11 protein-coding genes are annotated in these 12,184 nt (G+C 35.0%); 2 read left to right on the top strand and 9 right to left on the bottom strand.

Features of this window, described 5'->3' with window-relative positions:
- Window positions 1-265 precede the first annotated feature (265 nt).
- From Q0977_RS12125 to Q0977_RS12110, 4 genes are all read right to left on the bottom strand, one after another.
- Complete coding sequence (locus tag Q0977_RS12125; protein ID WP_164489580.1) at window positions 266-541, bottom strand: YqhV family protein; 276 nt, start codon at window positions 539-541, stop codon at window positions 266-268.
- Between the two features lie 123 nt (window positions 542-664).
- Window positions 665-2,098, bottom strand: a complete 1,434-nt coding sequence (hpaB, locus tag Q0977_RS12120; protein WP_119416392.1) for a 4-hydroxyphenylacetate 3-monooxygenase, oxygenase component — start codon at window positions 2,096-2,098, stop codon at window positions 665-667.
- Between the two features lie 167 nt (window positions 2,099-2,265).
- Window positions 2,266-2,544 carry a hypothetical protein gene (locus tag Q0977_RS12115; RefSeq protein ID WP_119416393.1) on the bottom strand — a complete coding sequence of 93 codons (279 nt, stop codon included), beginning with the start codon at window positions 2,542-2,544 and terminating at the stop codon, window positions 2,266-2,268.
- Window positions 2,545-2,579: 35 nt separating this feature from the next.
- The gene (locus Q0977_RS12110; protein WP_119416394.1) at window positions 2,580-2,828 is read right to left on the bottom strand and encodes a hypothetical protein; all 249 of its coding nucleotides are present in this window, start codon (window positions 2,826-2,828) and stop codon (window positions 2,580-2,582) included.
- A 194-nt stretch (window positions 2,829-3,022) separates the two neighbouring features.
- Between Q0977_RS12110 and Q0977_RS12105 the strand changes: the two genes are divergently transcribed.
- On the top strand, window positions 3,023-3,388 hold the full coding sequence (locus tag Q0977_RS12105; protein WP_119416395.1) for a hypothetical protein: 366 nt from the start codon (window positions 3,023-3,025) through the stop codon (window positions 3,386-3,388).
- 260 nt (window positions 3,389-3,648) lie between these two features.
- Entirely contained in the window at window positions 3,649-5,013 is a 1,365-nt protein-coding gene (gene guaD / locus Q0977_RS12100; protein WP_299514243.1) for a guanine deaminase, read from the top strand.
- 87 nt (window positions 5,014-5,100) lie between these two features.
- On the opposite strand, the gene Q0977_RS12095 is transcribed toward guaD, so the two are convergent.
- The 5 genes from Q0977_RS12095 to rbsB all read right to left on the bottom strand — a co-directional run bounded on the left by Q0977_RS12095 (window position 5,101) and on the right by rbsB (window position 12,174).
- Entirely contained in the window at window positions 5,101-6,528 is a 1,428-nt protein-coding gene (locus tag Q0977_RS12095) for an efflux RND transporter periplasmic adaptor subunit (RefSeq protein ID WP_164489581.1), read from the bottom strand.
- Window positions 6,529-6,543: 15 nt separating this feature from the next.
- Entirely contained in the window at window positions 6,544-7,203 is a 660-nt protein-coding gene (locus tag Q0977_RS12090; protein ID WP_119416398.1) for a hypothetical protein, read from the bottom strand.
- Window positions 7,204-7,732: 529 nt separating this feature from the next.
- Window positions 7,733-9,178: a diguanylate cyclase domain-containing protein gene (locus Q0977_RS12085; protein ID WP_124217969.1), complete on the bottom strand. Its 1,446-nt coding sequence runs from the start codon at window positions 9,176-9,178 to the stop codon at window positions 7,733-7,735.
- Window positions 9,179-9,503: 325 nt separating this feature from the next.
- Window positions 9,504-10,442 carry a nuclease-related domain-containing protein gene (locus Q0977_RS12080; RefSeq protein ID WP_299514238.1) on the bottom strand — a complete coding sequence of 313 codons (939 nt, stop codon included), beginning with the start codon at window positions 10,440-10,442 and terminating at the stop codon, window positions 9,504-9,506.
- Between the two features lie 808 nt (window positions 10,443-11,250).
- On the bottom strand, window positions 11,251-12,174 hold the full coding sequence (rbsB, locus tag Q0977_RS12075) for a ribose ABC transporter substrate-binding protein RbsB (protein ID WP_299514235.1): 924 nt from the start codon (window positions 12,172-12,174) through the stop codon (window positions 11,251-11,253).
- Between the last annotated feature and the right edge of the window lie 10 nt (window positions 12,175-12,184).

Raw genomic sequence — 12,184 nt, 5'->3', positions numbered from 1 at the left:
TTTTGCACAACTCACTACTCCTTTTGCACAACTCGCGGCCCCTTTTGCACAACTCACAGCCCCTTTTGCACAACTCAGCCCCTTTTGCACAACTCACTACTCCTTTTGCACAACTCGCGGCCCCTTTTGCACAACTCACAGCCCCTTTTGCACAACTCAGCCCCTTTTGCACAACTCACTACTCCTTTTGCACAACTCGCGGCCCCTTTTGCACAACTCACAGCCCCTTTTGCACAACTCAATCAGTTTCTTAATAAAAGCTTTTCTATTTCGCATTTAAACTGACGAGTATGAGTGTGATGCCTGCAAAGAGGCAGATCATTCTGGGGATTGATATTTTATCTGCAAGTCCAAATAAGGCGATGGCAGTTGTTACGATCAATACTGTTGGTCCGACTAAAGCTAACATCGTATTGATATAGAAGGCTTTTTCTAAGCTATTGAATTTGAGCATAAATAGAGCTGCTGTTACTTCAATACTGCCAGATAGTAGACGTAAAATTACCATTAAAAGTAGAGATTTTTCAATTATTTTCATCATCCAATCTTAATTGACTTATTATTTTCAATATATGTCTTGTCTTGTTTAATTATTTTTCATTGTTCAACGCAAAAAAGTCATCTGATCTTAAAAGTGATCAAATGACTTTTTGTTTAAAAATCTTTATTCTAACTTTTTCTTTACGATATCTACGTATGGCGCTTTGTCATACTCATCATAAAGTGCCATGGAGATTCGTACTGGGTCTCCGAAGAAGAAACGTTCATATAAAGTTTGACGTGTACCGAAAGCACTCATCGTTGCATCCCATGCTAAGCGGAATAGTTTCACACGGTCCTCTGCGTTATCGGCTGCAGATTGCAAATATTGATGTATATCTTGTCGGATTGGTGATTGAAATGCCTCTTCTGTTGGGATAGACATAAGACCACTTGCACCTAGCTGTTGTACAATTTCTGCAAAACGAGGATATACTTTAGGAAATACATTGATGGCAATTCTTAGTGCAATAGAATTTGGTTGCATTAAACCTGCATCATTTATATCGGCCTCTACTTCAGCTTTTAGAACTAGAGCCTTAAGTGTTTCAAGCGCAATGATAATTTCAGTAGCTTTTTCTTGTACATGCTGATAACTCGATATATTAATACTTTCAATTATAGATTGCACTAACCCTAGCATAAATTCTGTTTTTACAATTTGGCGTGAGAGTACTTGGTGCAGTGAAAATTGTTGGAATCCGCACTTGTTTAAGTAATTTTGCGCAACATCAATATTGTCATAAAAGAATACGCGATCCCATGGCACTAAAACATTATCAAAAACAACAATCGAATCCATTTCCTCAAAGCGAGAACTTAGCGGATAGTTAAATTTTGAATCGCCACCTACGAAAGATTCTCTACAGATAAATTTGAGACCTTTTGTATTACTTGGAATTGAAAAGGCAAATCCACTTTCCTCATTGTAAGGTCTTCCAGGTGATACTAATAACATTTCGTCTGTAATTCCACCCTGTGTAGCTAACAGCCTTGCACCTTTTACGATTAAGCCTTCCTTCGTTCTATCTATGATCTTAGCAGCAATCGGTTCTTTTGAATTTTCATAATAGATATAACTTCTGTCTACTTGTGGTTCAATAAAAGTATGAGTAAGACATAAATCATTTTCACGCACGTATTCATAATAGGCTTTTATGTTTTCTGGAAAACAATTTTCTTTTCCCTCTAATAGGTGAGCCGACGCAGCCATTGTCATTAAAGTGGTGTTCATATAGTCCGGACTTCTCCCCATCATACCGTTCGACTCTCTTGCCCACTGCTGCACCATCTTCCTCTTTTGCGCTAATTCTTCTCTTGTTTTAGGCATAAGAAAAGAAAGGCCGACTGGATTTCCAGTAGTCGGTGATTTATAAGTCATCATACTCTTAAACTTTTCTTCATTTTGCAAATCGTACAGGCGAGCCTGGCTTTCCATAACACCCTTAAAAGCAGGATGTTCCGAAATATTCCCTGTCACCCGTTTGCCACCTAACCATACTTCTGAATTTAATTCATTAATCCGGTCAATGTATTGCTCTCCTGTTCTTACGGGCATAACCTTCCCCCTTGTAATCAATAACCATTTGAATTGCCTAAATTATTATATGTAGAGGTTAAATAGGTGGTGACGATATGCTAAGTGGGATGTAACCTTAATATCTACAAATAACCCCGCACTGTGGAAAGGTGCGAGGTTGAGCTAAAGTGCATTAAATCAGGCTACTATTCAAAATTTGATTGTTCCCTGTCGAGCATTTCAAAAATCTGATTGTAACTAGGACCGGATTCGGCATTTAATCTTTTTACTTCCTCAATATCCGTTCCAGTCCATGTATACTTTTTTGGCGTATCCGGGTCAACCATATTCCCATTTGCCGTTGGATCGAATTCGTTGTTTGCTGCTATTTCTTTTATTTCGTTAAATGTTGGTCCTGATTGAGCATTTTGTTTTTTCACTTCGGCTATATCCGTTCCAACTTCTGTGTATTTTTTGTTGCTCATTTAATCACCTCCATTTTTTATAAGGGAACATTCTTCTAGCTATTTTCTTCTTCCGCAGTATGAGGTTCTATAACTTGCCCTTGTGCTTCGTGGAGACTAAGTCCACCAGATGAGAAAATGGGTGGCTTGTTATAATTTACTGGATGGCTATAAGCTGAAGTGGCGGTTCCTCCTAGTTCTGCTACAACAAATTTCGTCGCATTACTTGTGACGGATGGATATGTTCCTTTTCCAATTACTTCTTCAACACCTAATTCTGTTTTGTTTCGTTCTTCCTTTTTCATGAAATCACCTCCATTTACTTTATATTTCCACAAAGGAAGTTATTTATGAGAAAGTTTGATGATAGATCTATCACTGCCTTAAAAAGCGCTAATATCTTCTATTACCATTTCTAAGTTTTACTTCCAACACTTAGTTATATTTCTTCATCTTTATGGAAATAATGCTTTTATCTATTAGAAAGGGAGGTGGAATAATGTTTAAGAAGCTTTTTACTGTTGGAATTATTGGTGCAATCTCTTTTGTCGCCGGTTCATACTATACAATGGCTAACCCATCCACTAACCTCTATGTATGGAATAAGAAAAATGTTGAGTTATTTTCATCAACCCCCGCGAATATCAGCTCAGCATTTGAAGATATAAAATTCGTTTTTTCAACATCTATAGAATTGATTGATAACAAGATAGAAAAATTGTTCACTCCAGATCATGAGGAGCCAAAAATTATTGAAACTGATCAATTCAATCATGATAATCCTTCAACAGACGATTTAAAAAATATAAATGTTGACCATGAAGAAAAAGATATACTGCCTGCGAGCGGTGGGATTGGGATTTAAGTTGTTTTGATGGGGATTAAATTCATTTGGTATTGCTCAAGATTAGGCATCCATTATTTTGGAGCTTCACCTAAAATTAATAATTGAATATTGGTTTCAAGCTAATGTAAGATTTTTATTGAGCCTTTATAGAGAGGAGAACTTTTATATCTCCTCTCTTTTTATTGTGATATTTTATCTAATTTTTCAGACTTTTAGCTGTTGCATATTCTAGAAATATAGTATAATTCCAAAAATAGAATACAAAGGGGTGTTCATCTATGAAAGAATATGCACAAGTTTTTCAAGGTACCGCTTTTACAAGTAAGTCACCGAAGGAAGTACAAGTTTTACAGAATTATCTTTTCTGTATAAATGAAGGGGGTTTGATTGAAAAAACAGTATCTCCAGAAGAACCTGAATATCAAGAAATAATCGAAGCATATCTCAATAAAGATAATTTTCATCGTTTATCCAAGGGACAGTTTTTCTTACCTGGTTTTATAGATTTACATGTTCACGCACCACAATGGGCACAATCAGGCACTGCTTTAGATATTCCCCTCAACGATTGGTTAAATACTTATACATTTCCGCTTGAATCTAAATTTTCCGATTTGCAATTTGCTGAAACCGTCTATCGAGATTTGGTAAGCCACCTATTAGCAAATGGCACAACAACTGTATTGTATTTTGCTAGTGTTCATAAAGAATCTAGCCTGTTATTAGCTGAAATATGTGCCAAGAAAGGCCAACGAGGTTTAGTCGGAAAAGTAGTGATGGACGATCCAAATTTAAATCCAGATTACTATCGAGATGAGAGTACAGAAGCAGCTTTAAAAGATACCGAAGAATTTATCATGGCTGTAAAGGAATTAGCCAAAACTACGAAACAAGGCGTATATCCAGTTGTTACACCACGCTTTATCCCTAGCTGTACAGATGAAGCTCTAATCGGCTTAGGCGAGCTCGCTTCCAAATATGATACTCATATACAATCACATTGTAGTGAAGGAGATTGGGAACATAGTTATGTAAAGGAACGCTGTGGAAAAAATGACGCTTTTGCATTACATGATTTTGGCCTGTTGCGTGACAAATCTGTCATGGCTCATTGTAGTTTTTTAAGTGATGATGATGCAGAACTATTCGCCAAAACAGGTACTGCCATTGGTCATTGCCCTCTTTCAAATGCCTATCTCGCTAATGGAGTAACTCCAATTGCCCATTTACATAGCAAAGGAATCGATATTGGGTTAGGTACAGATGTCTCTGGTGGCTTTTCACCTAGCATTTATGACAATGCTAAACAAGCAGTTATTTCCTCTAGAATGTTAGAAGATGGAGTCAATACTTATCTTCCTACTGAAGAGCGTGGAGTCCCAAATTCACGCATCACGATCAACGAAGCATTCTTTTTTGCTACTGCTGGCGGCGGTGAAAGTCTAAGTTTACCAGTTGGTAGATTACAAGAAAACTATGCTTGGGATGTACAAATAATTCATACAAGTATAGATACTGCAACACTTCCCATTTTCAATGAGGAAGAAGATTTACTAGATGTATTTCAAAAAATCATGTATTTAACAAGACCTGAAAATATTAGAGAAGTATGGGTACAAGGAGAACTCGTTCACTCTCGATAATATAAAAAGCCCTAACTATTTCTAAAATCCGAAATAGTTAGGGTGGATTTAAAGTTGTTATAGTAAATATAAGAAATTAATTTACAACTATTCAAACATCCCAATTAAAATATATTTTGCTTGTTGGGATTGTTTCATCTTTTTCAACTCTTTGTTTTGAACTTTAGCTGTTTTTAACGGCGTGATAAAGTTAGAAGTAGATGGTAGTTTGATAGAATCTTTGGCAGTAACGATTACATCACTAACTTCTAATCCTTTGACCACTTGGTATTTCCCTTTATAGGTTACACCTAATGTGACTTCTTGCTTTTGAACCAATCCTTTATTTGTAAACTGATATACATAATGTTTTTTATTGTCTTTCAAAATCGAGTTAGCATGTAGAATTGGTGTGTTCGTTGCTTCTGCTAATGTTACTTGTAACTTCATGTTCGTTCCGATAAGCAATGGTTTAGTTGGTGCTACAGTTTGAGTATTGGCAGATTGGTCTGCTCCGTCTTGTGTAGCATTCTGGTCAGATTGACTTTGATCTTCTGATGTTCCATCTTTTACTGTTTGTCCATTACTTTGTGAATCTTGCGTTTCAGGTGATGTACCAACTTCTGCTTGATCTTTTTGCTTATCATTCTTTGCAGCTTCACCTGTTATGTTAACTAAAAATGAATAAGTAGGATCTTCTTTTTTATCTTTCTTAGCTTTATTTGGATATGTGATAACTTGTAAAACCGTACCGTTATAGTATTTCTTCGTTAACGTAGAATATAATTTAACAGATTGCCCTTCAGCAACCTCACCAACTTTTTTAGCTTGTACAATTGCCTTCACAACTAAATTATTCGAAGCGATTGTCATTATTGGATCCTTTAAATCCTCATTAATATTGACAATTTGTCCCTCTACAGTACTTTTTACAGTTAAATCTGCCAATTGATCTTCCACTCTAGAAATCTTAGCTTCCGTTGCTTTTAATGTCGCTTCTACTTTTCCTTTTTCAGCTTCAGCCTCTGCCACTTTTTGTTTAACGTTACCTTCAACAATTGAAGAGGTATTAACTTCTACATCCACATTAACTTTCTTGTCTTTTGATGTTGTGCTCGCCTTATTGGTAGAATCGTTTGGTGTAATTTGTTGCAGTTGAGTGATTTCTTGGTCTATGCTATCAATTTCACCTTGAAGTTTTTCTGCCTCATCTTCTAACTCTGCTTTTGTATCTTCTAGTTTCTGAGAATTATATGAATATAAAGGTGTGTCATTCGATATGACATCTCCCTCTTTTACTAATATTTTATCCAAAGTACCCTTTTGTCGATCAAAATACACATGAGTTTCAGTTTCCGGCTTTGTCACTCCTGTTGTATGCATTAATTTCTTTACATTGCCCTTTTCAACAGTTGTCCAATTATTAATATTAACTGTTCTTGCCGCTTTACTATCTTGCTTTAATAAGAGGAAAAGATTGATTCCAACAAAAACTATGGCAACTGCAGCAATTATAAATTTGCCCCATTTTTTCAACTTTCTCATCCTCCTTTAGAAAAAGAATCCTATTTTTATATAAGACATAAAGCTTGCGAAAATCCAATATAGTAAAAATAGGATTGTAGCCGCAATAACCACTTTTTTACGTGATTCTACTAATCTTGATAAAGAGTAATAAGAATACGCTAACATAGCCACTCTAAATAATGTCAGTTCACCTAAAAAGTGAATCAGCAATTCATTATTAGAAATATATTGTGCAATAATTCCTAAAGAAAAAATATCAGATGTCGCATCTACATTAAGCAAGAGAAATAAAGGCAATTGAATAATCTTCTCTATTAAAAAGATACTAAAGACATTTAGTTGAACAATGACTAATTTACGAAAGCTACCATTGATAAACGCAAAATAATATAAGGCAGAACCAAAGATTAATACACAAGGAACCAAAACTCCTTGTAACAATCTACCAATTAGAAATAACTGTTTTCTTGCCTCAAACGCGTGATTGCCTATACTTGATAATTCACTGGAAATCGATTGTGTACCGATTCCAAAAGCACCGCTTATTATATACGTAAAAACACTTATCAAGAATAGGAAAAATATATTTAATCTATACCGTGAATATTGTTCAGCATCTTCTAGTTCTGCACAATATTCATTTGGTTTTAAAATCCCTTTGATAGGATTTACTTTAAGTGTCATGTTCAAATCTCCTTTAAAATTTCTTGTTGCTATAGTTGGCCTAATCTATAAATTTTTTCAATTTAAATACAGAAAGCTCTGTAGAGAGGTTTCTCATAACAGAGCTTTCAAATATCTGATCAAATTTATATTGTTCGATATGATATGTATCTTCTCTTACTTCAACTTTATTTTAGTAACTAATAGAATGAATTGTCAACTATATAGATAGGAATTTTTTGTTGAATTCATGGGACTTTTTAGAATAAATATGCATCTAAAAGCCGAATAAAAAAGTATAAATAATATAAATATTCAGTGAAATTAAATTTGTTTTACTGTACAATAATATTACAAAGAATATTGAGCAAAATGTGAGCTTCAAAATTAAAGGAGTTCTCATTTATACGAGGGATGGATTGCATAAAAGGCAAAAACTGTCCATATGACGCTTTTGCCTTTTAAATATTTTCGGTAATAACAGCATTTTTACGAAAGTTGCGTTCTAACCTTTTTAGTTTCATTTCCGTACTTTGGAAATTCTTCACAACTAAGAATGATAAATTGTATATCCAGCTCCACCTTGATGTTTTGCTTCATACATTGCTATGTCAGCTTTACTATATAACCAATCTATTTCCTGCCCATCATCAGGATAAATGGATATTCCAACACTTACACTAATATTCAATTCATGATTTCCCAGAATATAAGATTGTTGGAACAATTGAACGATTTTCTTTGCTACTTCTACTGCTTCACTTTTCTGTTGAATATCAGTAAGGAGAATGGTAAATTCATCCCCACCAATGCGGAAAATTTTCGCTTGTTCAGGTAAGTTTTCTACTAACCTTTTTGCTACATTAAACAGGAGTTTATCGCCTTTTCCGTGTCCCAGAGTATCATTAACTGTTTTGAAATTATCTAAATCTAATAGAAAAACAGCAAACATTTTTTGATGTTCTTCTGCTTTTACCAGTTGTTCTTTCAACAAATCTAAGAAACATCTACGATTTGGTAATGTTGTCAAATCATCATGATATGCTAAATAATTGATACTCGCCGTCGCTTGATATCGTTCTGTAATGTCTTTTAATTGAAAAAATACTCCTGATATAGTTCCGACATTCTCATAAATTGGAACTCCATTTAATAAGCACATAATCTGTTGATCTAAACGTGTATTTTTGATCGCTATTTCAAAATCAGATACTTCTTTTCCTTCTTCAAGAATTTGATCAAAATACTTATGCAAAGGGTTACCTTTAGATATTTTTTCACCTATTACATTTTCCCTTTGCCATCCAGTTAATTTTTCGGCAGTCTGATTGAACTCTACAATCACACCCTCATCATCCACCTTGATAATACCATTCTGAGTAGACTCCGTTACAACTTGGTTAAATATATTCAGCTGCTTATTCTGCTCTCTTATCATTAACTCTCTTTCTATTAAATCAACTGTAGTTGCTAGTAATGTTAATAGTAAAGGACTTTGATAATCTGCTAAAGTTACAATTGAGAACGTTCCTTTTAAGTGCAAATTCTCGAATTCAAAAGGAACTGAATAACAAGCTGTGTTTTTTAAAAAACTATGATAGTGTTGTGTCCCGATTAATTCAACTGGCTGATTTGTTTCTAAAGCTAAACTGACTGAATTGGTCCCAGCATATTCTTCTATAAACTTTATACCAGGGCGAAATCCCATATGCTTCATCTGATCTTTTATATTTGCATCACCTTTTAGTTCTAAGATGGTTCCATTTTCATCTGTAACTGCCAGCTGTATTGGAATATTTTCAATCGTCTTAAAAAATTTCTCCACAAAAAAATCTGATACTTTTAAAATACTTTTAAACTGATACATCTTTTGGCCCAATTCTAGTAAACTTACTGTTACTAGATCTGGTATTACATTAGGATCTAAGTTCCTTTTTTTACAACGTTTTTTAGACTCTGCTATATATTTTGAAATATCACGCTGAAGGATACTCATATTTTTTTATCTCCATTCCGATACATTCTTTATTGCCTCACAGATTATTATCATAAAAATTGAGTAATAGCACAATAGCTTTTTACCTATTTCCTTAAATTAGTAATATTTTGACGAATAGGATAGGTTTTAGGGAGTATTAATTATATATCGAATGACTAAATGATACAACTTTCCCAAACTATTATGTATTTTTTCATAGGATAATTGAATCTTATTATTTTGCAATAAGTCGAATAGTTATTAACTATTTGCATAAATATACAATTTTATGCTCCCTTTTTTAAAAAGAGAAAATCCAACCTCTTGTCTTGAGGCTGGATTTTCATACATATATAAGATTTACTAGACTAGCTTCTTGTTTGACCAAATCTTTCTTATAATCGTAGTGATAAAGCCTAGATCTAGTACTTCCTGTTGTTTCCAGTTTCATATTTTTCAAAATTTTAGTGACAGTATTACGGTTTTGAATTTGTAATAGATTACTGCATTCTTTATGAGAAATACTTGATTTATAAAGTAAAAACCAATCGAAAAGCGTATTCTCAATTGCCTTCTTGATAGTTTCTTTACATCTGGTGCAGATCCATGTTCTTTGTGTAGTTCGAATGCCGTTTCCACCGCAAGGACAAACAATGCCAGTTCTCAGATGATTTATAGGGATATTATATTTTTCTGCTAAAGGAAAAATGTTAAATGGGGAATTTTCACGTTTAATAGTTGAAACAATTTGGTTTAAATGATTACCCGAAACTATTTTAGAGTGTGTGTCTAGTCCTTGCAGAAATAGGGGGATTTCTCTAGGACTCAGCAATTTTACTTTTGTTGGGGCTGTTTCGATTAAGACATTTGGATTTGGCAGAACAATTGCTATTTGAATAGGAAGATTTATTTTGAATTGCTGCCTTAACCAATAGTGTAAACTATCCGCCGCCCTTAATGTCTGCTGTTGAGGACATGGATAGCTATAAGTCTTTCCGTTAATTGTTTGATGTAACGAGTAAGGATTTTCGTTAAATTTCAGGGTGCCCTTTAAATTTTTTACCTCAAAAATACAAATAAATCTTTCTGTCAAAATTAATGTATCTATCTCTATACGTCTGTGGGGAGAGACTTTCAGTTCAACATTTGGTAATACATAAAAAGCATCGGTAAAATGAGTTTCCTTAATAGCTTGGTCAATTCGATATTCACCTTTAAAGCCTATCTTTAGATTTTCAAGATTCTTCTCTATTTCTGCTCTTTTTGGATAAGCTGGATTCACTCTTAGCAACAATCTTTGATAAGCAGTAAAAAGCAGTGTTTTATTTCTCGGCTCGATAATTTTGGATCATCTCCTAGCATGAATATTTTCAACTATATTTTACTTAAATTCTTTTATTTTACAACATATTATTTTATAAATTTTAGTATTTTCAGTGACATTTATTGAGACTGATGCTCTTATTGTTCGCGGCAGGGATTTAGCTGATTATATTTTTCTGGGGCGCGGACAAGGGAGAGCATTTAGTGGGGATTTTGGGAACTACTTGGGCTTTTTTTATTATAACTGGCTTTTCTTTTTGCACAACTCGGACTCCCTTTTGCACAACTTAGATTTCCTTTTGCACAACTCGGACTTCCTTTTGCACAACTCAGACTTCCTTTTGCACAACTCACTCTCTTTTGCACAACTCAGACTTCCTTTTGCACAACTCGCTCCTCCTTTTGCACAACTCGGACTCCCTTTTGCACAACTCACTTCTTTTTGCACAACTCGCTCCTCCTTTTGCACAACTCGGACTCCCTTTTGCACAACTCACTTCCTTTTGCACAACTCGGATTCCCTTTTGCACAACTCAGATCCTCTTTTGCACAACTCGGATTCCCTTTTGCACAACTCAGGCTCTCTTTTGCACAACTCAGGCTCTCTTTTGCACAACTCCCTCTCTTTTGCACAACTCGGACTCCCTTTTGCACAACTCGCTCCTCCTTTTGCACAACTCACTTCCTTTTGCACAACTCGGATTCCCTTTTCTCTCTAAAAAAAATCCCAGCCTCATGGGGAGACTGGGATTAGCATGGTGGAGATATTATTTTTTGATCAATTCAAGATCGACTGGGATTGATTTGGCAACTTTTTCACCTTTTAGTGATTTTACAGCTGTGTCTAATGCAATTTGACCAATTTCAGTTGGTTTTTGAGCGATTGTTGCAGCCATTTTACCAGCTTTTACTGCTTTTTGGGCATCGTCAGTAGCATCGAAGCCTACAACTTTGATGTCTTTACCTGATGCTTCGATTGCTTCAAGAGCACCTAGAGCCATTTCGTCATTGTGAGCGAAAACGCCTTTGATATCTGGGTTAGATTGAAGGATGTTTTCCATTACAGATAAACCTTCTGAACGGTTGAAGTTTGCAGTTTGTTTTTTCACAACGTTTAAGCCTTTGTCAGCTACTTTGTGGAAACCTTCACCACGGTCACGAGCTGCAGATGAACCAGCAACACCTTCAAGTTCAGCAACTTTAGCACCGTCGCCAACTAATTCTTTTAAGTATTCGCCGGCCATTTCGCCACCTTTAACATTATCTGAAGCGATGTGAGATACTACCTCGCCGCCTTCAGAAGAACGGTCAACTGTGATAACTGGAATATTCGCATCGTTTGCAGATTCAACAGCTGAAGCAACTGCTTCTGAATCTGTTGGGTTGATGATGATTAAGTCAACATCTTGTTGGATTAAGTCTTCTACATCAGAAGCTTGTTTAGAAGCGTTGTCTTGTGCATCAACTACTGTAAGATCAACATTTTCTTTTTTTGCTTCTGCTTTTGCACCATCAGATAAAGTAACAAAGAATGGGTTATTTAATGTTGAGATTGACATACCAATTTTCATATCATCTGTAGATTTATTTGCCGCTTTATCAGATGATGAACTATCACCATTTGGTGACATTGAGCAAGCGCCTAGTAATAGTGAAGCTGATAAAGCTAAAGTCCAAGATAATTTTTTCATTGTAAACAAA

The sequence above is a fragment of the uncultured Rummeliibacillus sp. genome (assembly GCF_934216135.1).
In the GTDB taxonomy this organism is placed as follows: domain Bacteria; phylum Bacillota; class Bacilli; order Bacillales_A; family Planococcaceae; genus Rummeliibacillus.
The sequence above is the reverse complement of the archived record's forward strand: the minus strand, read 5'-3'. Positions and strand labels throughout refer to the sequence as shown.

Coding starts and splice junctions, on each gene's coding strand:
- Q0977_RS12125 (WP_164489580.1), bottom strand. CDS start 541: ATGATGAAAATAATTGAAAAATCTCTACTTTTAATGGTAATTTTACGT.
- hpaB (WP_119416392.1), bottom strand. CDS start 2,098: ATGCCCGTAAGAACAGGAGAGCAATACATTGACCGGATTAATGAATTA.
- Q0977_RS12115 (WP_119416393.1), bottom strand. CDS start 2,544: ATGAGCAACAAAAAATACACAGAAGTTGGAACGGATATAGCCGAAGTG.
- Q0977_RS12110 (WP_119416394.1), bottom strand. CDS start 2,828: ATGAAAAAGGAAGAACGAAACAAAACAGAATTAGGTGTTGAAGAAGTA.
- Q0977_RS12105 (WP_119416395.1), top strand. CDS start 3,023: ATGTTTAAGAAGCTTTTTACTGTTGGAATTATTGGTGCAATCTCTTTT.
- guaD (WP_299514243.1), top strand. CDS start 3,649: ATGAAAGAATATGCACAAGTTTTTCAAGGTACCGCTTTTACAAGTAAG.
- Q0977_RS12090 (WP_119416398.1), bottom strand. CDS start 7,203: ATGACACTTAAAGTAAATCCTATCAAAGGGATTTTAAAACCAAATGAA.
- Q0977_RS12085 (WP_124217969.1), bottom strand. CDS start 9,178: ATGAGTATCCTTCAGCGTGATATTTCAAAATATATAGCAGAGTCTAAA.
- rbsB (WP_299514235.1), bottom strand. CDS start 12,174: ATGAAAAAATTATCTTGGACTTTAGCTTTATCAGCTTCACTATTACTA.